The organism is Beduini massiliensis (assembly GCF_000829905.1).
Taxonomy (GTDB): Bacteria; Bacillota_I; Bacilli_A; order Erysipelotrichales; family Coprobacillaceae; genus Beduini; species Beduini massiliensis.
Genome location: NZ_CDPP01000002.1, coordinates 83,542 through 109,093, shown reverse-complemented (window position 1 = coordinate 109,093; position 25,552 = coordinate 83,542). Strand labels below are relative to the sequence as shown.

At 34.6% G+C, this 25,552-nt stretch carries 34 protein-coding genes; 29 read left to right on the top strand and 5 right to left on the bottom strand.

Going from position 1 to position 25,552, the window contains the following annotated elements; all coding sequences use genetic code 11:
- The first annotated feature begins 8 nt into the window (after positions 1 to 8).
- From BN1225_RS00540 to BN1225_RS00515, 6 genes are all read left to right on the top strand, one after another.
- Complete coding sequence (locus BN1225_RS00540) at positions 9 to 2,387, top strand: ribonucleoside triphosphate reductase (protein ID WP_041137882.1); 2,379 nt, start codon at positions 9 to 11, stop codon at positions 2,385 to 2,387.
- Positions 2,388 to 2,499: 112 nt separating this feature from the next.
- Positions 2,500 to 3,732 (top strand): GH25 family lysozyme, encoded by a 1,233-nt coding sequence (locus tag BN1225_RS14820; RefSeq protein WP_052466159.1) that lies wholly within the window; start codon positions 2,500 to 2,502, stop codon positions 3,730 to 3,732.
- Between the two features lie 381 nt (positions 3,733 to 4,113).
- On the top strand, positions 4,114 to 4,782 hold the full coding sequence (locus tag BN1225_RS00530) for a GIY-YIG nuclease family protein (protein WP_041137881.1): 669 nt from the start codon (positions 4,114 to 4,116) through the stop codon (positions 4,780 to 4,782).
- A gap of 228 nt (positions 4,783 to 5,010) precedes the next feature.
- Positions 5,011 to 5,214 carry a cold-shock protein gene (locus BN1225_RS00525; RefSeq protein ID WP_041137880.1) on the top strand — a complete coding sequence of 68 codons (204 nt, stop codon included), beginning with the start codon at positions 5,011 to 5,013 and terminating at the stop codon, positions 5,212 to 5,214.
- Positions 5,215 to 5,400: 186 nt separating this feature from the next.
- A complete protein-coding gene (locus tag BN1225_RS00520) occupies positions 5,401 to 5,907 on the top strand; it encodes a CarD family transcriptional regulator (RefSeq protein ID WP_041137879.1) in 507 nt (168 codons plus the stop codon).
- 330 nt (positions 5,908 to 6,237) lie between these two features.
- Positions 6,238 to 7,068, top strand: a complete 831-nt coding sequence (locus BN1225_RS00515) for a phosphorylase family protein (protein ID WP_041137878.1) — start codon at positions 6,238 to 6,240, stop codon at positions 7,066 to 7,068.
- A 238-nt stretch (positions 7,069 to 7,306) separates the two neighbouring features.
- On the opposite strand, the gene BN1225_RS00510 is transcribed toward BN1225_RS00515, so the two are convergent.
- The 3 genes from BN1225_RS00510 to BN1225_RS00500 all read right to left on the bottom strand — a co-directional run bounded on the left by BN1225_RS00510 (position 7,307) and on the right by BN1225_RS00500 (position 10,171).
- Complete coding sequence (locus BN1225_RS00510) at positions 7,307 to 8,326, bottom strand: tyrosine-type recombinase/integrase (RefSeq protein ID WP_041137877.1); 1,020 nt, start codon at positions 8,324 to 8,326, stop codon at positions 7,307 to 7,309.
- A 154-nt stretch (positions 8,327 to 8,480) separates the two neighbouring features.
- Entirely contained in the window at positions 8,481 to 9,284 is an 804-nt protein-coding gene (locus tag BN1225_RS00505) for a hypothetical protein (RefSeq protein WP_041137876.1), read from the bottom strand.
- A gap of 521 nt (positions 9,285 to 9,805) precedes the next feature.
- Positions 9,806 to 10,171: a helix-turn-helix domain-containing protein gene (locus tag BN1225_RS00500; RefSeq protein WP_052466156.1), complete on the bottom strand. Its 366-nt coding sequence runs from the start codon at positions 10,169 to 10,171 to the stop codon at positions 9,806 to 9,808.
- Positions 10,172 to 10,313: 142 nt separating this feature from the next.
- On the opposite strand from BN1225_RS00500, the gene BN1225_RS14650 reads away from it, so the two are divergent.
- Together BN1225_RS14650 and BN1225_RS14645 are read left to right on the top strand one after the other, a co-directional pair.
- A complete protein-coding gene (locus tag BN1225_RS14650) occupies positions 10,314 to 10,475 on the top strand; it encodes a hypothetical protein (RefSeq protein ID WP_156133037.1) in 162 nt (53 codons plus the stop codon).
- Between the two features lie 16 nt (positions 10,476 to 10,491).
- Positions 10,492 to 10,662, top strand: a complete 171-nt coding sequence (locus BN1225_RS14645) for a hypothetical protein (RefSeq protein ID WP_156133036.1) — start codon at positions 10,492 to 10,494, stop codon at positions 10,660 to 10,662.
- Here the strand turns inward: BN1225_RS14645 and BN1225_RS00495 are convergent.
- Positions 10,650 to 10,928, bottom strand: a complete 279-nt coding sequence (locus tag BN1225_RS00495; protein WP_041137875.1) for a hypothetical protein — start codon at positions 10,926 to 10,928, stop codon at positions 10,650 to 10,652. The two genes, BN1225_RS14645 and BN1225_RS00495, sit on opposite strands and share 13 nt — an antisense overlap.
- Positions 10,929 to 11,038: 110 nt before the next feature.
- Between BN1225_RS00495 and BN1225_RS14640 the strand changes: the two genes are divergently transcribed.
- Entirely contained in the window at positions 11,039 to 11,191 is a 153-nt protein-coding gene (locus tag BN1225_RS14640) for a hypothetical protein (RefSeq protein WP_156133035.1), read from the top strand.
- Here BN1225_RS14640 and BN1225_RS00490 read toward each other — a convergent pair.
- The gene (locus BN1225_RS00490) at positions 11,175 to 11,375 is read right to left on the bottom strand and encodes a hypothetical protein (protein WP_041137874.1); all 201 of its coding nucleotides are present in this window, start codon (positions 11,373 to 11,375) and stop codon (positions 11,175 to 11,177) included. The two genes, BN1225_RS14640 and BN1225_RS00490, sit on opposite strands and share 17 nt — an antisense overlap.
- Positions 11,376 to 11,484: 109 nt before the next feature.
- Between BN1225_RS00490 and BN1225_RS00485 the strand changes: the two genes are divergently transcribed.
- From BN1225_RS00485 to BN1225_RS00405, 20 genes are all read left to right on the top strand, one after another.
- Positions 11,485 to 11,811, top strand: coding sequence for a hypothetical protein (locus tag BN1225_RS00485; RefSeq protein ID WP_041137873.1), 327 nt, complete (start codon positions 11,485 to 11,487; stop codon positions 11,809 to 11,811).
- Between the two features lie 301 nt (positions 11,812 to 12,112).
- Positions 12,113 to 12,307, top strand: coding sequence for a hypothetical protein (locus tag BN1225_RS00480; RefSeq protein ID WP_041137872.1), 195 nt, complete (start codon positions 12,113 to 12,115; stop codon positions 12,305 to 12,307).
- 14 nt (positions 12,308 to 12,321) lie between these two features.
- Positions 12,322 to 13,614, top strand: coding sequence for an AAA family ATPase (locus BN1225_RS00475; RefSeq protein WP_041137871.1), 1,293 nt, complete (start codon positions 12,322 to 12,324; stop codon positions 13,612 to 13,614).
- The gene (locus tag BN1225_RS00470; protein WP_041137870.1) at positions 13,614 to 14,717 is read left to right on the top strand and encodes an ATP-binding protein; all 1,104 of its coding nucleotides are present in this window, start codon (positions 13,614 to 13,616) and stop codon (positions 14,715 to 14,717) included. The genes BN1225_RS00475 and BN1225_RS00470 overlap by 1 nt, the downstream gene beginning before the upstream one ends.
- A gap of 14 nt (positions 14,718 to 14,731) precedes the next feature.
- Positions 14,732 to 15,208: a hypothetical protein gene (locus BN1225_RS00465; RefSeq protein WP_041137869.1), complete on the top strand. Its 477-nt coding sequence runs from the start codon at positions 14,732 to 14,734 to the stop codon at positions 15,206 to 15,208.
- Positions 15,208 to 16,794 carry a DEAD/DEAH box helicase gene (locus tag BN1225_RS00460; protein ID WP_041137868.1) on the top strand — a complete coding sequence of 529 codons (1,587 nt, stop codon included), beginning with the start codon at positions 15,208 to 15,210 and terminating at the stop codon, positions 16,792 to 16,794. Before BN1225_RS00465 ends, BN1225_RS00460 begins: the two co-directional genes overlap by 1 nt.
- Positions 16,795 to 16,797: 3 nt before the next feature.
- Positions 16,798 to 17,286, top strand: a complete 489-nt coding sequence (locus BN1225_RS15080; protein ID WP_317621618.1) for a PriCT-2 domain-containing protein — start codon at positions 16,798 to 16,800, stop codon at positions 17,284 to 17,286.
- Between the two features lie 45 nt (positions 17,287 to 17,331).
- Positions 17,332 to 19,008 carry an AAA family ATPase gene (locus tag BN1225_RS00455; protein WP_317621617.1) on the top strand — a complete coding sequence of 559 codons (1,677 nt, stop codon included), beginning with the start codon at positions 17,332 to 17,334 and terminating at the stop codon, positions 19,006 to 19,008.
- A gap of 286 nt (positions 19,009 to 19,294) precedes the next feature.
- Positions 19,295 to 19,549: a hypothetical protein gene (locus BN1225_RS00450; protein WP_041137867.1), complete on the top strand. Its 255-nt coding sequence runs from the start codon at positions 19,295 to 19,297 to the stop codon at positions 19,547 to 19,549.
- Positions 19,542 to 19,928 carry a RusA family crossover junction endodeoxyribonuclease gene (locus tag BN1225_RS00445; protein WP_041137866.1) on the top strand — a complete coding sequence of 129 codons (387 nt, stop codon included), beginning with the start codon at positions 19,542 to 19,544 and terminating at the stop codon, positions 19,926 to 19,928. Before BN1225_RS00450 ends, BN1225_RS00445 begins: the two co-directional genes overlap by 8 nt.
- A complete protein-coding gene (locus BN1225_RS14635) occupies positions 19,925 to 20,080 on the top strand; it encodes a hypothetical protein (protein WP_156133034.1) in 156 nt (51 codons plus the stop codon). The genes BN1225_RS00445 and BN1225_RS14635 overlap by 4 nt, the downstream gene beginning before the upstream one ends.
- Positions 20,081 to 20,121: 41 nt before the next feature.
- The gene (locus BN1225_RS00440) at positions 20,122 to 20,883 is read left to right on the top strand and encodes a DNA-methyltransferase (RefSeq protein WP_041137865.1); all 762 of its coding nucleotides are present in this window, start codon (positions 20,122 to 20,124) and stop codon (positions 20,881 to 20,883) included.
- Positions 20,884 to 20,997: 114 nt separating this feature from the next.
- The gene (locus tag BN1225_RS00435; protein WP_041137864.1) at positions 20,998 to 21,189 is read left to right on the top strand and encodes a hypothetical protein; all 192 of its coding nucleotides are present in this window, start codon (positions 20,998 to 21,000) and stop codon (positions 21,187 to 21,189) included.
- 2 nt (positions 21,190 to 21,191) lie between these two features.
- Entirely contained in the window at positions 21,192 to 21,539 is a 348-nt protein-coding gene (locus tag BN1225_RS00430; protein WP_041137863.1) for an HAD family hydrolase, read from the top strand.
- Positions 21,536 to 21,820: a hypothetical protein gene (locus BN1225_RS00425; RefSeq protein WP_041137862.1), complete on the top strand. Its 285-nt coding sequence runs from the start codon at positions 21,536 to 21,538 to the stop codon at positions 21,818 to 21,820. The genes BN1225_RS00430 and BN1225_RS00425 overlap by 4 nt, the downstream gene beginning before the upstream one ends.
- Positions 21,817 to 21,963: a hypothetical protein gene (locus BN1225_RS14630; protein WP_156133033.1), complete on the top strand. Its 147-nt coding sequence runs from the start codon at positions 21,817 to 21,819 to the stop codon at positions 21,961 to 21,963. The genes BN1225_RS00425 and BN1225_RS14630 overlap by 4 nt, the downstream gene beginning before the upstream one ends.
- A gap of 2 nt (positions 21,964 to 21,965) precedes the next feature.
- Entirely contained in the window at positions 21,966 to 22,313 is a 348-nt protein-coding gene (locus BN1225_RS00420) for a hypothetical protein (RefSeq protein ID WP_041137861.1), read from the top strand.
- A gap of 258 nt (positions 22,314 to 22,571) precedes the next feature.
- On the top strand, positions 22,572 to 23,465 hold the full coding sequence (locus BN1225_RS00415) for an LAPAL motif-containing putative phage structural protein (protein WP_041137860.1): 894 nt from the start codon (positions 22,572 to 22,574) through the stop codon (positions 23,463 to 23,465).
- Between the two features lie 112 nt (positions 23,466 to 23,577).
- Complete coding sequence (gene terS / locus BN1225_RS00410; RefSeq protein ID WP_041137859.1) at positions 23,578 to 24,297, top strand: phage terminase small subunit; 720 nt, start codon at positions 23,578 to 23,580, stop codon at positions 24,295 to 24,297.
- A complete protein-coding gene (locus tag BN1225_RS00405; RefSeq protein WP_041137858.1) occupies positions 24,284 to 25,552 on the top strand; it encodes a PBSX family phage terminase large subunit in 1,269 nt (422 codons plus the stop codon). The genes terS and BN1225_RS00405 overlap by 14 nt, the downstream gene beginning before the upstream one ends.

Genomic DNA, 25,552 nt, shown 5'->3' with positions numbered 1-25,552 from the left:
GATAAATCATGTATAAAGTTATAAAAAGAGATGGGAAAGTAGCAAATTTTGACCTGACTAAAATCAGTTCTGCCATTGCGAAAGCATTTGAGGCACAGGAACGTCAATATGAACCCAGTATTATTGAATTGCTGGCATTAAGAGTAACATCTGATTTTGAACCAAAGATTAGTGATGGCCATGTTCATGTGGAGGCGATTCAAGATAGTGTTGAAACAGTATTAAGTGAATCAGGATATGGAGATGTTGCGAAAGCGTATATTTTATATCGTAAACAGCGTGAAAAAATCCGTAATATGAAAGCAACAATCTTAGATTATAAAGAATTAGTGGATAGCTATGTAAAATCAACTGATTGGCGTGTAAAAGAAAATTCGACCGTCACTTATTCGGTAGGGGGATTGATTTTAAACAACAGTGGAGCGATTACAGCGAATTATTGGTTGTCAGAAATCTATGATGAAGAAATAGGAAATGCCCATCGTAACGGGGATATTCATATTCATGATTTATCTATGCTGACAGGTTATTGTGCTGGGTGGTCACTGCGTCAGTTAATCAGTGAAGGACTTGGTGGAGTAACCGGAAAAATTACCTCTGCACCAGCAAAACACTTAGCTTCATTATGCAATCAGATGGTGAATTTCTTAGGAATCATGCAGAATGAATGGGCAGGTGCTCAAGCATTTTCTTCTTTTGATACGTATTTAGCCCCTTTTGTTAAAGCGGATCATTTAGAATATAATCAAGTGAAAAAGTGTATTGAATCATTTATTTATGGGGTGAATACACCAAGCCGCTGGGGAAGTCAGGCCCCTTTTACCAATATTACGTTGGACTGGACGGTGCCGGCAGATTTAGCGGAACAGCCGGCAATTGTTGGCGGAAAAGAAATGGATTTTAAATATAAAGACTGTAAGAAAGAAATGGATATGGTCAATAAAGCGTTTATTGAGATCATGATTGAAGGAGATGCAAACGGACGCGGTTTCCAGTATCCGATTCCGACATATTCGATTACACGTGATTTTGACTGGTCTGATACAGAAAATAATCGTTTATTATTTGAGATGACTTCTAAATACGGGACACCTTATTTTTCTAACTATGTTAATAGTGATATGGAACCTTCTGATGTCAGAAGTATGTGCTGTCGTTTACGCTTAGATTTGCGTGAATTAAGAAGAAAATCCGGTGGATTTTTCGGCAGCGGGGAAAGTACCGGTTCAATCGGAGTAGTGACGATCGACTTACCTAGAATTGCCTATCTGGCAAAAGATGAAGCAGATTTTTATGCTCGCTTAGATCATATGATGGACATTTCGGCACGTTCATTAAGTGTAAAACGTACAGTTGTTACAAAATTGTTGAATGAAGGATTATATCCTTATACAAAACGTTATTTAGGATCTTTTGATAATCATTTCTCAACGATTGGGTTAATCGGAATGAATGAAGTCGGATTGAACGCAAACTGGCTGAAAGCGGACTTAACGCATAAAGAAACACAGGAATTTGCTAAAGAGGTACTCAATCACATGCGCGAACGTTTAGTCATCTATCAAGAAGAATACGGAGACTTGTATAACTTAGAAGCAACACCGGCAGAATCAACAACTTATCGTTTGGCAAAACATGATAAGGAACGCTATCCGAATATAATTACGGCCACAGATAATGATAACGCTCCTTATTATACAAACAGTTCACACTTGCCAGTAGGCTATACAGAAGATATTTTTGAAGCCTTGGATGTACAAGATGAACTGCAGACCCTTTACACGTCGGGAACGGTATTCCATGCTTTCCTCGGTGAAAAATTACCGGATTGGCGTTCAGCGGCAGCTTTAATTCGCAAGATTGCCCAAAATTATCGCTTACCTTATTATACACTTTCACCAACATATTCGATCTGTAAGGATCATGGCTACATCAATGGTGAGATTTATACTTGTCCGGAATGTGGAGGAGAAACAGAAGTCTATAGCCGTATTACCGGTTATTATCGCCCGGTAAAGAATTGGAATATTGGTAAATCTCAGGAATTCGCTGAAAGAAAGGTTTACAATGTCGGACAAACCATCTTAAATGGGAAAGAGGCTTTCCCTGAATCATCACTATCAAAAAGCAATGATGTGGAAGTGAAAAGTGAAGGTAAATTATACTTGTTTACAACTAAGACATGTCCGAATTGTCCTACTGCGATTCATATCTTAAATCAAGCAAAAGTTGCATTTGAAAAGATTGATGCTCAGGAACAAATTGAATTGACAAAGAAATTTGGTGTCTTGCAGGCTCCTACTTTAGTCGTGGTGCAGGGAGATGAGTATCAAACATTCAGCAATACCGGAAATATAAAAAAATATGTTGATGCATTAAATAAATAAGACAGAGTCGCCTTTTATGAGGCGATTCTTTTCATTTGGGTGAATTATTCTAAATAATTCTCACTATACCGTTTTTTTTTACGCACATACTTTAAACTAAGGAGGTGAAAAAATGAGTCAGTTAGGAATAGATATAAGCGAATTTCAAGGTGCTTTAAATTTTGAGGCAATAGCAGGAAATATTGATTACGTTATTATCAGAGCAGGTTATGCGGATGTGGTCGATCCACAGTTTGAAAGAAGTTATGCGGAATGTAAACGATTAAACATCCCTTGTGGTACCTATTATTATTCGTATGCCTTGAATACAGAAGAAGCATTGGCAGAAGCAGATTTTTATTTAAGTTTATTAGAAGGAAAGGCATTTGAATACCCTATTTATCTTGATATGGAAGATGGCGATCACTATAAAGAAGAGCACGGACTTACCGATCCTCAAGCGTATGTCGATATTACACAAACATTCCTTAGCAGAGTTGAAAGCCAAAATAATTATGTTGGGATTTATTCATCACAAGCTTGGTTTGATAAGTGTTTGGATGCTCCCTCTTTAAAACGCTACGATAGATGGATAGCAAATTGGGGAACTAATGATGGAACAATTCAAGTTGATGTCAGTGATCGAGCAGGTATGCTGCAATATACTTCGGTAGGGTCAATTGAAGGATATGACGGCAACGTTGACCGAGACATTGCTTATTTGGATTATCCAAGTATTATTGTTGGCGGTCATTTTAATGGCAATGGACAAAATATTGAGCCGCCTGCACAAACAGAATATAAGATTGGCGACCATGTTGTCTTTGAAAGCTGTTATCGATCATCCACAGCTAAAATAGGCTGGCCTCCAGAAGGTGAAGCGTTGGTACCGGACATCAACCATGGGGTCATTACAGCCATTTATGACGGAACCAATAATCCTTATTTGATCAATGACGGGATGTGCTTCGTAAATAATGGCGATATTCAAGGCTATTATGAAGTAAAACAAACCACTTATGAAGTAGGGGATCATGTCATGTTCAACAGTTGTTATCGATCATCTACAGCGGCGATCGGTTGGCCGCCATTTGGGGAAGCTTTAGTTCCGGATGTCGATCATGGAGTCATCACAGCAATCTACAAGGGAACGAACAACCCTTATTTGATCAATGACGGGATGTGTTTTGTGAACAATGGCGATATTACAGGATACTATGATAAAAACACTTATGTGGTACAGGCGGGTGACACATTGAGTGAAATTGCAGAACAATATGGAATCAGTTATCAGGCTTTAGCACAGATGAATCAGATTAGTGATCCTAATCTCATTTATCCGGGACAAATATTAAGAGTTCCTTAAAATAAATTTCCCCGTTATGGGGAAATTACATAGTATTCTTTTTATAGATCACATTCTTATTTTTTAAGGCATTGTTTACATGATCTATATTAACTATTCTAGGGCATTTTCCGTTCTTGTGAATATCAATAAAAGGGTGGACTTCGCCATTAATCTAAAAATAGGAATATTGTTTATAATAATTCATCTGATAAAGTCTTTTTGTTAAATCAACAACCATTTTTAAAAATTATAATACTTAGATAATAGTGTGCAGGAAAAAGGGGATTTATTAGCTGTTACAAGTTTTCATATTGTGGTATTAAAACCTATATGATAGAATTACAAGTAAAGAAACAGTCTTTTTGAAAGACTATATTAGGAAATTATGGAGGTGATTTAGTGAATGGTTATATTTATATTTTAACAAACCCATCTTTTAAAGAATATGTAAAAATTGGTTATGCGGATGATGTGCAAAAGAGATTAAATCAACTTAATCGAAGTGAGTGTATCCCATTTGCATTTCGAATATATGCAATTTATGAGGTTGAAATGCGACTTTCGGATAAAAAGATACATAGTATTATAGATAAATTAAATCCTAATCTCCGATCTATCGAGACCTTTGCAGGAAAAAAACGCGTAAGAGAGTTTTATGCTATGTCACCAGAAGATGCATATAGTATTTTGGAGGCAATGGCAGAAATACATGGACGTACAGATAAATTAATGTTGGTCCAACCATCTGATTATGAAGAAGATGAAGAAGAGATTGCTATTGAAATTGAGGCGGAACATAGAGAACGTTTGGCACCCTTTCAATTTCCAATGTGTAATATTAAACCGGGATCTATATTAGAGTTTTGGAGCAGTGCAAGTACTAATACGGGAATTACCTGTAAAGTTGTCAATAATAAACAAGTGGAATTTCAAAATAAACTATGGTCCTTATCTGCTCTTGCGACAAAACTATTAGGTTCTAAATGGGGTGTTGCCGGACCGAGATATTTTAAATGTAATGGACAATGGTTAAACGATATCCGTGAGAAAAATGAATCAGTTGGTTAAACTATTAAACAATGTAATAAAAGAAGTTAATGCGAAATAGATTATATATAAAAATAAAGCTTGCTTTTATTAAATGTGCATGCTATACTATGCATATAGTAACTAGCAACGATATACAATTACATGGATCATCCATCAACATTGTCTATTCTAAGTACAGTGTTGGCGGATGATTTTGTTTTTTAATATAATGCTTCTTATTAAATAAAAAAGGAGGTATTTCATAGTATGAATACAGGAAAAGTAAAGTGGTTTAATCAAGATAAAGGGTTTGGGTTTATTACAAGTGATGCAGATAGAAAAGACATCTTTGTACATTTCTCAGCAATCCAATCAAGCGGGTTCAAAACATTAAATGATGGAGATAACGTTAGCTTTGATATCGTTATGTCTGATCGTGGTGAACAAGCTTCAAACGTTACAGTTATCTAATTGGATAATGAAAAAGAAAGCAGCAATGCTTTCTTTTTTTATACAAAATTATCTGTTTATAGTCATTTTTAATAAATATAATTATATGAATTATTGGTAATTCTAAATTTCTTTTGCATATAAATCAATAATTTGTGGTAAAATAAAGATATCAAGCATATACTTAATAGAAAGATAGGTGGATATATGTATGAAAAAGGAGATTTGATTATATATGGGAACCAAGGGGTTTGCAGAATTGAAAATATAGGAAAATTAGATATTGGAAGCAGTTCTAATGAAAAAGAGTACTATACCCTTGTTCCGGTTTTTAGAGAAGGAAGAACGTATACACCAACTGATACAAAGGTGCATATGCGTCCTCTTATTACAAAAGAGGCAGTTAATCAACTGATTGCAATGATTTCAACCATGCAGAATAGTGCGTTGGAAAACCAGACAACTCAGCAATTGACTTCTTATTATAAAGATCTTATTGATGAGTATTCTTGCGGAGATTTGTTGCAAGTGATTCATAATGTGAGAATGAAGCAGGAAAAAATGGAATCGCAAGGCAAAAAATTAGGACAAATCGATACTCGTTATCGAAAAGAAGCCGAAGAATTATTGCATGAAGAATTTGCTGTCGTATTGGGAATCCCGAAGGATGAAGTGATCCAATATATCACGGATCATATGAAATTAACCGTTTAAGTGAATAATAATGAACAGGTACTTTAAAATGATGAAAAGTATCTGTTTTTTCTTTATAACGTTACTATATCCTATTATAAATATTATAGATTATGCTTAAATACAAAATATTCTATCCTCTCTATTTTGTATAATTAAGAGTGAGTATAAATAAAAAAAGCAGATATAAAATGAAAAAGTATTTTGTTTGCTCGAGTTTTTATTTTACAAGATATAGGAAGATGCATTGCAAGGAGCGTATCATTGTGATAATGTGATAATAAAGAAACGATACTATATGTAATATTAAAGAACAATATACTTTAATTTCGTTTTAGCAAGGGGGTTAATATGGAATATTCAGATTTAATAGCCGGGATGCTGCATTTTGGTGCCAATAGCAAAGACATCTTCTATAATTGCATGGGAGTAGATGAAAATGTTATAGGGGAAACGGTGATTGTTTCACCGGGCTGGACACCGCAAACATTGTCAAGACTGGGTACATTCAAGCCGATTGTCAATTCATCGCCTTTATTTGGCTACCAAGTATGGAATGTCAGTCACGATGACCTAACCATGACTTTCATAAAAACCGGTTTTGGAGCTCCGGCAGTCATGGATGCTGTTCTTTTATTAGGACTCAGCAAATGCAAACGATTGATTTTTGTAAGTTCTGTTGGGGCGTTGAAAAAGGATATTGGTATTGGAGATTTGGTGATTCCAAAATATTCAGTATCTGGGGACGGAGCCAGTCGTTATATTTCATCAAATAGTTTTAAAAATGATGTTTTTGGTCAGAAGAACAATCCGGACAATGCCTTATTTGAAAAACTGAAGTTAGAAACGGCAAAGATATGTGATAGTCAAATGGTAAATTGGCATATCGGAACGCCGTTTTGCACCGATACTATTTTTGCTCAATATCCTTATATTGATGACATAATCGACATGGGATGTGATACGATTGATATGGAAAGTGCGGCAGCTTTTAAGACAGCGGAGATAATAGGAGTTCCAATCGTTGCGCTGCTTAATGTTTCCGATAATACTGTGCAGGATCAATCATTGATGAGTGCATCAACAGATGAAATAAAAGAATATCGTAAGTTTGTCAGAGGAGAAGTCATGCCCCAAATTATCCATCGTCTTATCCTTAAGGATAAGAGAGGTAAAGTGTGAGGGGCATTGTTTTAATAAAGTAAATTGTATTAAGCTGTCTGAAAGGGCGGCTTTTTATATATAAATTTATTAAGGATAGGGTGAAATCATTTGAAAATAACTAAATTTTTAATTCTTTTATGGATAAATCATATAAAAATAAATAAATTAGTATTTCAATAAACGAAATGAGAAATATTGACTATAATACTATATTTTACGCTTACATTTATATTTTCACTCCAATTTACTCCCAAAACTACATTTTATTACCAAAACTATTAGTCACTTCTTGCCTTTTATCATTGTATAAGTGACCGTAAGTATTCATTGTCGTTGTTATGTTATCATGCCCTAATAATTCCATTAGTGTAAATTGATCTATTTTCTTATTTATCATCATACTGGCATAACTATGTCTAAAATCATGGATAGTCATGTGTGGCATATTTGCAGCCTCTAATGCTCGATTTAATTCTTTTCGATAATGGTCGCGAGACTTTGCAAATATTCTTCCTTTACCGCTACCTAGTTCTAACCATATTGGGATAGGTACAACTCGTTTAGATTTTGGTGTTTTAAATGTTGTAGACAAATAAGGCTTTCCATTTGGCATTTTTAATACGTGAGAAAGAGCTAAGTTTGTACCTTGTATATCTTTATATTGCAAACCAAGTATTTCGCCTAATCGAAGACCGGTATAAAAAAGTGTTATAAAAAATAATTTGAAATCATCCTCTATGTAGTTTAACAAGTTTTTAAATTGATCCTCTGTAATAAAGTTAACTTTCTTTTTCTCAAAAGTGGTTAAGGACATTTTCCTGGTTATATTTTCCTTAATAAAATCATTTTTATATAACCAATTAATATAGGCTTTTAGCTCATTTTCAATTTTGTTTTTTGATTGATTATTTAATTTCAATGTGTTTTGCCATTTATGTATTTTTGTTATAGATAACTTAGTTACTTTATCTTTATAAAAAGGTTGAAAATATTTATAATATGCTTTTTTGTTACGTATTGTATTTGGACTTTTATTTTGGTTTTCAAGCGAGTTTAAATAATAAGCAAACAATTCCTCGAAAGTATTAGACTTGTTTGCCTTAATAACGTTCTGCCCTAAAAGAAGTTGTGCTACTTTCTTTCTGCCTTCTGTTATGCTTTCAGCGGTAACAGTAGTGCGATTACGTGATCCATCTGGATTATAACCAAGATTAACATCAAAAATATATCTTTTCTTACCACTACTTAGAATTTTTATTTTATATTCTTTAGCCATATAAAATCGCTCCTTTATAAATATTTCATTTTTATTTAAAAATATGTTATAATGAGCACGTAAAAAAGATTGACCGAACATCAATTTTTTACATGCTTAGATATGTTGGTAGCATATCTATTAATCTCCGTGTTGGTAGCGCGGAGATTTTTTATTATACTATTTTTTTTGCATAGGCTATCCATTCAGGAATTAAATCAATTGCTGATTGTAGGGTAATATCATTGATCCACTCTACTGTATCTTTTTTAATAATTTGCATTTGGGGATGCGAACTTATTAACTCAATACGACCTATTTGATAGCCGTTTAGTTTAAAATTTAATAGATATTTCCTCCTTACTTCGATTGTTAATTCAACATTTTTCTTTATATGTTTCTTTATTTGAGAACTTAACTCCTCAATAAACCTTTCTTCAATATCGTCTAATTTTCTATTGCTATCTAAATTAATTTTCAATTTATTTTGATCATTAGGTCGTACGAAATTATATTGCTGAATAATGTTAGTCAAATGACACTTTATTTTCATTAAGATATCTTTGAATTCTCCATATTCTTGTATAGCTTCATCTATAGAATCTAAATATTTATATATATTTCTAGCTTTCCCTTTTTCCGTTTTCATAGCCATAATTAAAGATATTTTATTTTCATTAAATTCAAGTAAAAATTTCTCCGTATTTGCTTTCATCTCTTGATAATTAAGATTTGTTTTTATTAAATCAGGCAAGGCTTCTTGAGCGTTATTTAAAGTTCTATATTGCTCTAATATGATTTTCAGTCTAGATAAATATGAATCTATCTCTTTGAACCCTTTATTTATATCGTTAGTTAATCTATTGATATTATCTGATGATAATTGTGCATTTAGCAAAAATTTGTTTTTACATGTTTTACAAATTTCCTTGTTGTTAAAAAAGCCAGTGCTACCTCCGCAATATTTACATTTTCCCATTTATTTATTCCTCCCTTTATTTCTTATATTTAATATTATACAACAATCTATTTCTATTAGTAGCCTAAACCATGCAACAAAAATTCAAAAATAGGCTAAAATCGCTCAAATGCAACGATTTTGACAAAAACTATCGAATGACAAAATTCTTAAAATAAATTAATTCCTAGTATACTGGTAGTTGTCAAACAATAAACTAACATCTGTTATTCACAAAAATAAAATGTATAAATTTGTAAAAAAAATTAAGCATTTCTCTAATTTCCCTAGTATATATAATTAGGGCAATCTGCACTACTTTATAATTTGTGCTAATATACAGGTACAGAAGCGCTACTGTTGCATATCAACAAAAATTCAGTTAGGGAGGAATTACATAATGAACATCGATGAATACAAACATTTTATATTTGATATGGTAGAAAAGATAAATGATATTAAAAAAATAAAACTAATCTACCTCTTAGTACGTAAACACTATCTAAAATAATTATATTAAAGACGGGATCTCTCGTCTTTTTTTATTTTGTAAACGTTTTTTCTAATAAAGTAGTTAGAGCATCCTTTTGCTCATCATCCAATTCCAAGAATGTTTTAACTAACTTCTTTTGTATATCCGTTAGATGGTATTCATCAGCTAATTCATCAAGCAATGTCTCAGGTAGATCATCAAACATATCTCCTTTTCCTTCCATAAGGTAAGCATAAGAGACATTAAACTCATTCATAATTAATTTTCCCATCTGTTCTGTTAGATTACGCTCGTTTTTCTCGAGTTTAGAAATAGCAGTTTTTCCAACACCTAATCTTTTTCCGAAGCTCTCTTGATTCAGTTTTTTTTCAAGTCTTATTGCTTTTATTCTTGCACCTATAGATGAAGTATCCATAAATTCACCTCCTAAAATCATATTATATCTTAAAGTCCCCTTTGTCAACTTTTTTCTACTATTCTATTGACAAAATAGTCTTAGGGGACTATATTATAGACGTAGGGTACAAATAAATCCCCTATTGAAAGGAGGTAAAAGTATGAATAAATTAAAAAAAGAAAAAGAGAAAGCAGAAAAAATCATTCAAGTTATTAAACCATTAGATGAAACAGATCAGCAAAGAGCACTTGATGTGGTTACTGCTTTTTCATTAGGTGCTCAATGCAAGGTTAAAGATTCCAACAAGCAAAAACAAACTTAATAGAAAGGAGCAGGTTATGGTTTATATAACCGAAAGAATAGTAAATTTAAAAGATTTTGAAAGAGTGCTTAGTTTATTATCTCTATCTATTCAATCAGGTGATTTAGAAAAATCATTAGAATTAATAAAACAGTTGGAAGATTTTGAGTTTGAAATTGAAAAAAGAAAAGTTAGTTATTGTGAGTAACCATCTTTTCTAATATCAATAGTTTTCTTAAATCCTTTAAGACATGGACAATCATTTATACGGCAATATGGATAGTAGCTTAGTTCCTCATCTCTTTTTTCAACAGGTAAATGGATATTTTCAATGATAGGGCAATATGCACGCATAAAAGTAGCTTGATATGGTGTTTCTTCGCTATCGCTTAGTCTATATTTACCTCTAATGTTTATGTCTATGTCCCACATGGGACAATGAGATTTTTTTGAAACGTCTGTAGTGTAAATCAAAGTATCACCTCCTTTTCATATTTAATTATACATGAGGTAAACCACTTTGAGAAAATAAATAAAGTAAGATTATAAAAATATAAATTAAAACAAACGTAGGAGGAAAGAAGATGGATCAAGAAAAGATAGAAGTGACTATCAACATTACTAATATTGATGAGTTAACTGAGAAAACTGAAAAACTTGTTTCTTTATTAAAAGAAGCCAAATCACTGATTAGTGACTTAGCTTTAACTGATGTAGATATTAACCCTCAAAAGTAATATCTAAATTGAGATTTATCTCGTTATGACATATGGAGCATAAGCTTTTTCCCACTGGAACTCGAATTTTAGAATGACAATGAGGGCATTCAACTTCATAGGTTTGACTATTTAATTTTGAAGTGGCTTGTTTTTGAACCTCTCTCATGAGTTTTCTTTCATCAATTTTAAATTTTACTGACATATTAAAATCACCTCGCTTTCTGTAGTTATTATCAGCACTGCCAATACTGACAACTTAATTATAAAGCAGGTGACAAAAAGAAACAATTACATTAAAGGAGGTGAGGAGCATGACGCTTAAGGAATTAATGGACCAGCACGGAAATGATCCGCTTCCAATAGAAGCATTAAAAGTATTGGGTATATATGAAAAAGAAAAAATGGATATGCTATTGAACGCCGAAGATATTACATTGCTTACCCCTTATAAATCGAATAAGGCAGCTTTAATAATCCGTCAATTAAAAAATAAATTTGATTTACACTATGACGAGAGTGCAATCCCGGCAAGCATTTTTGCTAAGTATTATGGTATGGATACAACGGAGATATTAACATGTTTGGAAAAACAAAAAATGATCCTGCTGGAACAGGACCAAAAACGTAATTATCTATAAAAATTACACCTTAATTATAAGGTGTTTGAAAGGAAGTGTCAAACTTGATTAATTTAGCCATCTTTTTGACCATCTGTCTGCTAGTACTGCCGATGGTAATCAGTCAAATAAATTTTAGGAGAATTAAACTACATGTTTTATTTATTTGCAGGAATTGCACTAGAAAGCTTTGTTCTACTCGTTTTGTTAAACATCAAAGAATTAAAAGAGATTGTAAATATTATGATCGTTACGCTAATTATAGTGGCGATCGTGTTAGGGGTTAGCACAGTATACAGAGGATACTAAGGAGGATTTATCTATGAAATTAAAATATTTGATAAGAGGACATATAGGTGATCGTAGCGTGGAGATACGAAAAGGTGAAAAAACACTGTCTTGGAGCGGTAAAGGTTTAACACATATTCTTCATAAATATCAAAGAAACTGGCTGGATATGGAAGTCAAAAACACAACTAAAAGCAACACCGGGATGACCATTATTAATCTTAAATAAAGGGAGGAAATAAAATGACTGTTAAAATAAATCAACTCGAAATTGAAAATGTAAAACGAATCAAAGCCGTTAAGATCGATCCGGAAGAAAAAGGATTGACGATCATTGGCGGAAACAACAATCAAGGAAAGACTTCGGTATTAGATAGTATCGCATGGGCACTAGGTGGCGATAAGAATCGACCAAGTAATGCCATGAGAGATGGTTCTCTAGTACCACCTAATTTAAAGGTTACGTTAAGCAATGGGATTATTGTGGAGCGTAAAGGAAAAAACAGTTCTTTAAAAGTCACAGATCCATTAGGGAAAAAGGGCGGCCAAATGTTACTGGACAGTTTCATTGAACAATTAGCCTTAAATTTACCTAAATTTATGAATAGCACCAGTAAAGAAAAAGCAAACATCTTGCTTCAAATTATCGGGGTTGGAGAACAGCTCGCTCAATATCAGAAAGAAGAAAATGAATTGTATCAGGAGCGATTAACCGTTGGAAGGATTGCAGATCAAAAGCAGAAATTTGCTAAGGAGCAAATTGAATATCCGGAAGCACCGAAGGATCTTATCTCTCCACAGGAACTAATCCATCAACAACAAGCAATTCTAGCTCAAAACGGAGAAAATCAACGTAAACGTCAAAAGGTTACACAGTACGAATACCAAGTGTCTACTTTAACCGAGGAAGTGGTCCGATTAAAGCAACTCCTTGCAAATAAAGAAAATGAACTCAACCAAGCAACAGCAGATCTAGCTTTAGCTAAAACAGACGTATTAGATCTTATTGACCAATCCACAGAAGAATTAGAGAAAAACCTTGCACAGATTGAAGAAATTAATTGTAAGGTAAGAGCTAATTTAGACAAGGAAAAAGCGGAGGAAGATGCACGACAATACAAGGCACAATATGATGCCTTAACGAATCGCCTTAATGACGTTCGTGAAAATAAATTGAAGCTTTTAAATAGCGCTAATTTACCATTACCGGGGCTTTCTGTTGAAGATGGAGAATTGACCTATAACGGTAAAAAGTGGGATAGCATGAGCGGCAGTGAGCAATTAAGAGTATCGACGGCAATCGTTAGAAAGTTAAATCCGGAATGTGGTTTTGTGTTGTTAGATAAATTGGAACAGATGGACCTTAACACACTAAAAGAGTTTAATACATGGCTGGATCAAGAAGGATTACAGTGTATTGCCACAAGAGTCAGTACAGGTGATGAATGTTCTATCATCATTGAAGATGGGTATTCTAGTACACCTTTGCCTAAAACAGAAGAAAAAGTGAGTACATGGAAAGCGGGTGAATTTTAATGGACTTTGAGATCATAAGTGGCGTGATCCATCGCGCTCAAAAGGTAGTAGTGTATGGAGTTGAAGGAGTTGGAAAATCAACCTTTGCTTCTAAATTTCCAGATCCAATATTTATCGATACAGAAGGATCTACCTCAAAACTAAATGTCAAACGTCTTCCCAAACCAACAAGTTATGAAATGATGAATGAAGAAATTAGGCATGTCATTCTGCATCCTGATATTTGCAAAACATTGGTCATTGATACCGCAGATTGGGCAGAACAATATATCGTAGATTATGTCTTAAACAAACATCAAAAAAAAGGCATTGAAGATTTTGGTTATGGGAATGGATATGTATATGTAAAAGAAGAAGTTGCACGCTTTCTACATCTATTAGATGAGGTCATTAATGTTGGGGTGAATGTGTTGTTGCTCGCTCATGCCCAAATAAGAAAATTTGAGCAACCAGATGAACTGGGGGCATATGATCGTTACGAATTGAAATTAGGAAAGAAAACATCTTCGCAAACAGCACCATTAGTCAAAGAGTGGGCGGATATGGTCCTATTTGCTAATTATAAAACATATTCGGTAGCAGTGGATAAAGACGGTAAAAAGCATAAGGCACAAGGTGGGCAACGTGTCATGTATACGACTCATCACCCTTGTTGGGATGCTAAAAATCGTGATGGGCTTCCGGAAGAATTACCTTTCGATTATGCCACGATTGCGCATCTGTTTACTTCTAGTCCAAATGTACCGGTAGCGCAGGCAGTCGTTAATCCAACACCACAAGCAACGGATAACGCTCCTTATACCGTAGAATCTGTGCCAATGGAAGACATGTTAACATCAACACAAGAGCCATTAAAAAGTGGAGTACAACCTGTACCAACACCTGCTGTATCTTCGCTACCCAAAGCATTACAAGATCTTATGAATGCGAATTTGGTCACAGAAGATGAGATAAGAGCCGCAGTAGCTAAAAGAGGATATTACACTAAAGAAACTCCATTTTCTAACTATGATCCGAATTTTATTAATGGTGTATTGATTGGGGCATGGTCACAGGTATTGGATATTATCAAAGAAATTAGACAACAGGATATGCAATTTTAGGAGGATAAGAAAAGATGGATAATAATCAAGTAGTTGAAAGAGAATTAAATTGGGATGATCAAATCGTCCAAGAGGGAAATGAGTTTATCGTCATTCCTGCTGGGATCTATGATTTTAAAGTCATAAAGTTTGAACGTAGTCGTTTTAATGGGAGTGATAAGATGCCAGCATGCAATCAAGCCGTATTACAGTTAGAAGTCAATAGTACGTTAGGGAAAACAATTTTATTAGAAAAATTATTCCTTCATAGTAAGTCAGAATGGAAGCTATCCGAATTTTTCACATGTATCGGTCAAAAGAAAAAAGGGGAACCACTAAAAATGAACTGGACCTTAGTTCCCGGAGCAGTTGGAAGGGCAGAGATTGAAATCAATAAATATAAAGATAAAAACGGGAATGAAAGAACCAATAACAAAGTGAAGAAATATCTGCCTAAAGAACAAGATACAACACCGATGACTAACCCTACATTCCAATCCGGCACATTCTAATGGAACTTAGACCGTATCAAAAGGAAGCACAGATCAGCATCTTTAATGAATGGGAGAATAAAGAAGTGCGTAAAACACTTCTCGTTCTTCCTACCGGGTGCGGGAAGACGATTGTCTTTGCTGAGGTAGCTAAAGAATGTGTGTCTAAAGGCGATCGCGTTTTAATCTTAGCGCATCGAGGAGAATTGCTTGAGCAGGCTTCCGATAAAATCTTTAAAAGCACAGGATTAATGTGTGCGACTGAAAAAGCAGAAGAAACGTGTTTAGGAAGTTGGTTTCGGATTGTGGTTGGATCTGTTCAATCCCTTCAAAGAGAAAAGCGACTTAAGAAATTTAGTCCGGATTATTTTGATACCATCATCATTGATGAAGCTCATCATTGTTTGAGTGATGGGTATCAAAGAGTGTTGAGTTATTTTAATCAAGCAAAAGTATTAGGCGTAACTGCGACTCCCGATCGTGGAGATATGCGAAGTCTAGGGAATTATTTTGAAAGCCTAGCTTATGAATATACGTTACCCAAAGCTATTAAAGAGGGGTTCTTAACGCCTATTAAGGCGCTGACAATTCCTTTACAGATCGATTTATCCAGTGTAAGCATACAAGCCGGTGATTTCAAAGCTAGTGAAATTGGAACGGCATTAGATCCTTACTTAAAAGGGATTATTGAAGAAATGAAAAAGTATTGTTTAGATAGAAAAACCGTTGTATTTCTTCCTCTAGTCAAAACAAGTCAAAAATTCAAGGAGCTGCTGAATCAAAATGGATTTAAAGCAGCAGAAGTAAATGGAGAGAGTAAAGACCGCTCGGAAGTGTTAAAAGACTTTGAACATAATAAATACAATGTCCTGTGTAATTCAATGTTACTAACAGAAGGGTGGGACTGTCCTGATGTGGATTGTATTATCGTATTAAGACCAACAAAGGTGAGGAGCCTTTATAGTCAGATGGTGGGTAGAGGCACGCGTCTCTCGGCTGGGAAGACTGAACTATTATTGTTGGACTTTCTATGGCATACAGAACGTTTGGAGCTATGTCACCCTGCAAGTTTAATTTGCGAGAATGAAGAAGTGGCAAAGAAAATGACAAAGAATTTAGAAGCGCAACCGGGTATCGCTATTGATATAGAAGAAGCAGAAGAGCAAGCTGCTAATGATGTCGTCGCTCAGCGTGAAGAATCTTTGGCAAAACAGTTGGAAGAAATGAAACGAAGAAAGAAAAAGCTTGTTGATCCTTTACAATTTGAAATGAGCATACAAGCAGAAGATCTATCCAATTATGTTCCTGCTTTTGGTTGGGAAATGTCGCCCCCAAGTCAGAAACAAATCAATACTTTAGAAAAATTAGGGGTTAATCCTGATGAAATCGACAATGCCGGTAAAGCTTCTTTATTGTTAGAACGTTTAGATAAGCGAAGACAAGAAGGATTAACCACACCTAAGCAAATTCGATTTTTAGAAAGCAGAGGTTTTCAGCATGTGGGTACTTGGCAATTTGATACAGCTAAAAAGTTAATTGATCGTATCGCGGCTAATAATTGGCGTATACCAAGCGGAATTCACCCACAAAGTTATCAAGGAGAGTAGTGAATGGAAAATAAGATAGATTTACTTGATTTTTTGGAATATATTGATCCTTCTGCTTTGAACTATCAAGAGTGGATTAACATTGGCATGGCCTTGAAATATGAAGGATATACCGCTCATGATTGGGATTTATGGAGCAAACGTGATCCGCAGCGTTACCACGTCAACGAATGTTATCGAAAATGGGACACGTTTGAGGGATCCTCTAATCCTGTAACAGGAGGGACTATCGTTCAATTAGCAAAAGAAAATGGCTGGGCACCTAACTATACGTATGACGATATTGAATTAGATTGGGATGCGACCATCAAGGATAAAGATGATTTTGTGATCGTCGATAAGAATTGGATCGAAGGTCAGGAAATTCAATACCCCAAACATTGGGATCCGGTTAAAGATCTGATTACTTATATTGAAACGTTATTTAGTTCAACTGAGAATGTTGGGTATGTCACACGTACATGGGAGAAAGACGGTAAGTTTTTGCCATAAAAAGGATGCTGTGATCGTACTGCAGGGCAGTTGATAGAGCTACTAATGAAATGTAAAGGCGATATAGGCGCTGTATTAGGCGATTATAATCCTGAGGTTGGAGCATGGATCCGATTTAATCCATTAGACGGACAAGGCGTCAAAGATATTAATGTCACTGATTATCGCTATGCTTTGGTAGAATCTGACAACATGGAATTGGAAAAGCAGAACGCCATTATTAAAGAATTAGAGCTGCCTGTGGCGTGTTTGGTTCACAGCGGAAGTAAATCTATTCACGCGATTGTAAGAATAGATGCAGCAGATTATAAAGAATACAGAAAACGAGTAGATTATCTTTATTCAATATGTAAGAAAAATGGCTTAAATATTGATTCACAGAACCGCAATCCATCGCGTTTATCACGTATGCCGGGTGTTATGAGAAATGGGAAGATGCAATTTCTCATGGGCATTAATTTAGGGAAAGCAAACTGGGAAGAATGGTACGAATGGATAGAAAGTGTGAACGATGATCTTCCGGATCCAGAAGGATTAGACAGCGTATGGGACAATCTTCCGGAGTTAGCCCCACCACTAATCGATGGGGTATTAAGACAAGGGCATAAGATGTTGATTGCCGGTCCATCAAAAGCTGGGAAATCATTTGCCCTTATCGAAATGTGTATCGCTATAGCGGAGGGGCAGAAGTGGTTAGGCTTTGACTGTACCAAAGGAAAAGTGATGTACGTCAATTTAGAATTAGATAGACCTTCCTGTCTGCACCGATTTAAAGATGTATATAATGCCCTTCATATCAAGCCGAATAACCTCGCTAACGTGGATATTTGGAATTTAAGGGGTAAGTCTATCCCAATGGATAAATTGGCTCCTAAGCTCATCAGAAGAGCTATAAAGAAAGATTATATAGCGATTGTGATTGATCCCATTTATAAGATCATTACCGGCGATGAAAACAGTGCGGATCAAATGGCGAATTTCTGTAACCAGTTCGATAAGGTGTGTACAGAATTAGGGTGTGCAGTGATCTATTGTCATCATCATAGTAAAGGTTCGCAAGGTAATAAAAAAAGCATGGATAGAGCGAGCGGTTCGGGTGTATTCGCTCGTGATCCGGATGCCTTGATCGATTTACTAGAGTTAGAATTAAGTGAATCGCATTATAAATATTTAAAGAACAAAGTTGCTTGCCAATGCTGTATAAATTATTTAAACCAACATGTAGTAAATTGGCAAAATGATCTATCACAAGACGATATGCTTTCACAGTCAGCAATGATAGAATACTGTAAACAAAAATTAGGATCGAACTATTATAAAGAATTAGATCATCTAGTGAATGAAGCACGTTACAGTGTGGAGCAAATAAGCGGTTGGAGAATAGAAGGAACACTTAGAGAATTCCCGAAATTTAGTCCAGTTAACCTGTTCTTTGAATATCCAATTCATGTCACAGACGATTCTGATGTATTAAAAGATATTAGTACAGAGGAAGCACCGGCATGGCAAAAAGCAATGGCAAAAAGGAAAAGCCCGGAGGATAAGAAGAAGGAAAGAAAAGCAGCCATTGTGACCGCATATAGCGCTTGTAAGATGGACGGTGATGTATCTGTAAACACCTTAGCCGAATATATGGGAGTGACGGAAAAAACGGTTAGAACACGTTTGAAAGAGCATGGCGGTTACTCAATTTCTGACGGGATCGTTATTGAAAAAGATTAGGGAAGGAAGGAAAATAACATGTTTTTTTCCCTCACTCGATATAGGGAAAGTAGGGAAAATTTACGTTTTTTTCCCTTCCCTCTAGCGGTGAAAAATAAATACTATATATATATCGCACGTACGCGATATATCGCGATATAAATATATCACGCGCGCAATATTGATAACTTTAATGATTATATTCTATAGATATATAACATGTAAATAGAAAAAAATTTCCCGCCTTAAGGTGGGCGGAAATTATCTTTCTATCCATGTACATGTACGCGAAGGAGAAAAAAAGATAATGAAGAAAAAACAAACAGATAAATATTGGGAAAACGAAGAAGGAGAACTTGTTGAGTTTGGAAAGTATTTCATGAGGTGTTTTGATAAAGCAGGAAAGCTTCAGTTTGGAACGATTTACATTAACAAGAATACCCAAGAAAAAGGCTACCTCGTAAAGTTCACTTTGGATAGAAAGGAACTCCTTAACAGTGATGAGGGGGCTAGTTATTTAAAGCAAACTATTGAAGATTGGGAAAACGAATTTGATGAGTGACATTGAGTTCTTTATGCCGATGAAGCCACCCACCATTACAGCGCAGCAGCATAAGGTGGGTAACGGTAGATTCTATGATCCACCTGAATTAAAGGTAGCCAAAGCAAAGCTAAGAGATAATCTTATCAAACATGCCCCTGAAAGGCCTTTAGATGGGCCTCTAAGGCTAATTGTCAAATGGTGCTATCCAATTAAGGGTAAACATCAAAACGGCGAGTACAAAGCAACTAAGCCCGATACAGACAATCTTAACAAAGCATTAAAGGACATCATGGAAGATCTGGGGTTCTTCGTGAATGATTCTCGGATAGCTTCGGAAGTGATAGAGAAGTTTTGGGCTGATCTGCCGGGTATTTATATTCGATTAGAAAAACTATGAGGGACTATAAAAGAGTTACGGTGGAATGTTTTAGCTATCAGGAACTAATGGAGTTTTACAAAAGGGATTATGAGATAAGCTATAAATTAATCGGTTATCGTTACAATACAATCATTCAAATTGGAGAGCTAGTGCTGTATGAAAGAAAATAAAGGCAGGACAGTAGTCCGCCTTTGCTTTAAGGGGGAATAAAATGGAGAATATAAAAATCGAATTATTTAACGATCACTTTGAAAATGCCAAACGATATCAAATACCAAGAGCACAGCTAATCATTGCGGATATTCCTTATAACATTGGGATAAACGCTTATGGATCAAGAAGTGATTGGTATGTGGGTGGAGATAATAAAAATGGAGAAAGTGAAAAGGCAGGAAAAACATTCTTTGATACAGATAATGACTTTAAGATATATAATTTCTTTCAATTTTGCACAAGGCTTTTAAAGAAAGAACCTAAAGAAAAGAGAGAAGCACCCTGTATGATTATTTTCTGCTCATGGCAACAGCTTAGCGAAATAAAAGAATATGCTAAGCAGTTTGGGTTTAATCATGCGCAACCATTATTTTTTATAAAAAAATCATCTTCGCAAGTTCTAAAAGCGAATATGCGTATTTGTGGTGCAGTAGAAACTGCACTTGTCTTATATCGAGATAAGCTGCCTAAATTTAATAATGATGGGCGTATGATATTAGATTGGTTTGAATGGGATAGAGGGGGAAATTATCCCAAGATACACCCCACTCAAAAGCCTGTATCGGTCCTTAAACAATTAATTGAAATTTATACTGATCCGGGGGATGTTGTTATAGATCCAGTAGCTGGAAGTGCTAGCACATTAAGAGCGTGCGCTGAATTGAATAGGAGTTGTTATGGGTTTGAAATAAAAAAGCAATTTTATAAGGAAGCAAAAGAGAAAATGCTGACCAATGTGAATATGTCGTTATGGGTTTAAAAATGACCATAAAAGAATGCAAAGAGCAGCTTAGCAAAACTAAAAGTCCTTATAGAAAAAGAGACTTGCAAAAATGCTTGAAGAGGCTATTGAAAGAAGAAAAGAGGAGGAAAAATGATAAAAGAGGATGATATAAAAATCGGGAACAAATTTGTAAGAGAAATAAACGGTTTTAAGTTTGAAATAATCGATATAAAAAACGATAATGGCACGGAATATGTAGTTGTTAAGGATGAAAAGAATAACAAGCATGATATATCGTTGAGTAGATTTAAAAATTTATTAATAACGAAAGTAAGGGATTAAAGATGGAAAAATTAATTTATGCTTTTGATTTTGATGGAACGATAGTAACGAATGAATTTCCAAATATAGGCAAACCCATAGAAGCGGTAATTGATCTGATCAGAAAAATTAAAAGTAATGGTCATTATATCATTCTTAACACGATGAGAGAAGGTACACACTTGACAAAAGCCTTGCTGTATTGTAGGAGTCAGGGAATCGTATTTGATGCGGTTAATGATAATTTGCCACATATGAAAGAATTCTATAAAAACAATCCAAGAAAGATTTTTGCGAACTATTACATCGATGATCATAATATGTTTTTGAAAGAAATTAATCAAATTAATACAGGAGATAAAAGACAATGAATGAGTATCAAGACGCATTAAACGCATTAAAAAATAGTAATATTAAACTTTATGTGTATAAAGATCAAGACAATGTAATTGAAGAAAATCAACCATCTATATTTGATTTCTATCATTCGGAAATATTTGTTTTACAAAAGCTAATTGATAAAGTAACACCAACAAAACCATATTGCAAAGATGTAGATGAACCGCTTTGCCCGTATTGTCATAATCCTTTAGATGGTTCAGAAGCACATTGTGAAATTTGTGATCAGCGAATAGATTGGAGTTCTATATGATAGAACCTGAAAGAAGAATCGTGATCAACGGACAAGACATAGAAGAATACTTATGGCGGGGAGAACTGCTTGTTTATATAAATGGCTTGCTGTTTGATGGAACATACGAGGAAGCGCAGCGTAAATGTTGGGAGGAAAGATAGGTGTGACATATCAAGAAAAAGTAAATTATCTGAAAAGTTATAAAGATAAATATTATCGTTGGATCTTCTTAAACAATCAAATTGAGGGAGTTAAGGCAATTTCTTATAAAGATGATATAAGCGGACCTAGAAAGTCAATAAACGACTACATCGAAGAAAAAACGTGTATAGAGTGCGACTTAAACGAAATAGAAGGCATTATAGACGAAATCAGAGATGATCGTTTAAAATATGTATTAAAATATAAATTTATTCAGTTTAAATCATTGGAGGAGATAGCGGACATTATGAGGTATTCATTACCTTGGATTAAGAAATTATATAAAAAAGCCATAAACTGTATACCTTAGTATACCTAAGTAACTTTTTATATCCTTAAATAAGTGTTATTATGGTAATGTGGTTTGATTTGAAAGAACGACACCTCCCTTAATTTGATTAGGTTTACAAGAAAAAGGCACAATGTGTCTTTTTTGCTTTAAAACCGTTTAAATGGACTTAACTGTTTAGCAAATAATGAAGAAACTAATATAAAAATGTAGAATACAATTGTAAACAAACTTTATTGACGGTAAAATAAAGGAAAGGATGAATGGGAGATGCTAAGAATGGTGGATGAAAACATTGAAAGTTTGCAAATAAAGTTTGAGGGTACTAATGATATCGATATTGAAACCTTTTCTACAGCGTTAAAGAATACGGTTTCATTATTGAAGACAATTGCTAGTGAAGTGTTACAGGAAGAACAGTTTTGTAAATTTAAAATTAAGGATGTTAAAAAAGGTAGTTTTACTATTGATATATTAGCGGTAATATTAAGTAATTATCCAGCAATAATATCAGCAATGCCAACAGTATTGACAACATTTAAAACAATACTAGAAATTAAAAAACATCTTAATGGTAGTGATCCGAAATCAGTCAGAGCAATTGATGAAAACAATGTAGAGATTACAAATAATTATGGAACAGTAAACAATTTTAATAGAGCCGTTATAAATATTTATGCAAATAATGATCAAATTGAAAAAGCATTAGTAAATACATTCAATAAGATATCTACTGATAACGATAGAAAAGGAATAAGCTTTGCAGTTAACGATAACAATGAAAATTATTCAAAAGTAGAGTTTACTGTGGAAGATGTTTTAGAAGCTAAGAAGCCAATTGATGCGGCGAAATTAGTGAATGACATTGAGGAAGTTGTGGCTGAAACTATTGTCACAGTAACAAAACCAGATTTATATGGTAGCTCAAAATGGCAAGTTTTTTTTGGAACAATAAAAATAAATGCAACTGTTACTGATACAGACTTTTTAAATAGAGTACATAATAATGAAATACCTTTCTTAGGAAGTACTAAACTTAAGGTGAAGTTAAAATCAAAATATAAAATTAATGAGTTTGGCTTACCAATAGAAGGAACACAAAGCGATTATACAATCATTGAAGTATTAGATGTAATAAATGTAGATAAAAATGAAAATATGAGTTTGTTCTAAAATTTTTTAACAAACATGTAGTGTTATTAATATACTTAACAATTAATTGTAAAAGCACTCAAAAGTGCTTTTTCTTTTGCACAAAACAACACAAAGGAGGTGGTGAGTAGCTTTGAAAGAAAATTGGGAACTAGCATATGAAGATTACTTAAATGGTCTTAAATACAAAGATATAGCTGAAAAATACAACGTTTCTATTAACACAGTAAAGTCATGGAAAACTCGTTATTGGAATAAAAAAAGTATGCACACAAAATCAAAAAAAGTATGCACACAAAAAAAGAATAATAGAGGCGCACCCCTTAACAACAAGAATGCACTTAATAATCAAGGCGGAGCACCTCCTCAAAATACAAACGCGGAAAAGCATGGCTTCTTTAGCAAATGGCTACCGGAGGAAACGTTGGAGATCCTCGGAGAAGTAAAAGAGAAGAGCTCGCTTGATTTGCTGTGGGATAATATCCAGCTTCAGTACGCTGCTATTATTAGGGCACAAAAACTGATGTATGTTAAGGATCAGCAAGATATGACGAAAGAGATATCCTTAGCAAGCCCGGACACAACAGCATACGATGTTCAACAAGCATGGGACAAACAAGCGAACTTCATGAGTGCACAATCTCGTGCAATGAAAACTCTTGAGAGCATGATCAAGCAGTATGATGAAATGTTGCATAAAGATTGGCAGCTAGCAACAGAGGAACAAAAAGCTAGAATTGCTAGTTTGAAAGCTAAACTTGATGATGGTGACGATGATCCGGCGGTGAATGATGGATTCATCGAAGCCTTGAACGGAACCGCTCAAGAGGATTGGGAAGATGAAAAAGAATAAGGCATATTTCACGTTTAAGCCATTTTCTAAGAAACAAAGAAAAGTATTAAACTGGTGGACGAACGCCTCTCCTGTAAAAGATATGGACGGAATAATCGCAGATGGTGCGATACGTTCCGGGAAAACATTGTGCATGTCATTATCCTATGTGTTATGGGCAATGACCACATTCCAAAATCAAAATTTCGGGATGTGCGGGAAAACTATTGGATCATTCAGAAGAAACGTTCTGTTCTGGCTTAAACTAATGCTAAAGAGTCGAGGGTATAAGGTAGAAGATCATCGAGCGGATAACTTAGTCATTGTTAGACGTAATGGGATAGAAAACTATTTCTACATCTTCGGGGGTAAAGATGAACGATCACAAGATCTGATCCAAGGAATAACACTAGCCGGTGTATTTTTTGATGAAGTGGCGTTGATGCCGGAAAGTTTTGTCAATCAAGCTACAGGACGTTGCTCAGTTGAGGGATCTAAATTTTGGTTTAACTGTAACCCGGACGGACCATATCATTGGTTTAAAACAAATTGGATGGATAAGAAGACTGAAAAGCATTTACTCTATTTGCATTTCATAATGGATGATAACCTTAGCTTATCTGAAAGAGTGAAAGAACGCTATCGATCAATGTATTCGGGGGTGTTCTTCAAACGCTATATTTTAGGACTATGGACTGTAGCAGAGGGCATCATCTATGATATGTTTGATAATGCTAAGCATGTCCTTAGTGAAATAAAAGACATCCTCAACGAGCAATCAACTAATTATGTCAGTATTGACTACGGTACGCAAAATGCGACCGTTTTTCTTTTGTGGCAGAAAACAATTTTAGGCTTGTGGATATGTACCAAAGAATACTATTATTCCGGTCGAGATAGAGGTAAGCAAAAAACTGATGGAGAATATGCCGATGATTTATTGCAGTGGTTAGAAAATGTTAAAGTAAATGCGGTTATTGTGGATCCCTCCGCAGCTTCTTTCATAGCGGAACTTAGAAAACGTGGATTTCATGTAAGGAAAGCTAAAAACGATGTTGAAGATGGAATTCGTGTAGTGGGTAATGCCTTGAATTTAGGAATTATCTTTTTTTCTGCTTTATGTAAGGAAACAATCAAAGAGTTTGCTTCGTACACATGGGATGCAAAAGCAGGAGAGCGTGGAGAAGATAAACCGGTCAAACAGTATGATCACTGTATGGATGCAGTAAGATATTTCGTTTATACAATTTTAGGAAAACGACTAAAGGGGGGATAA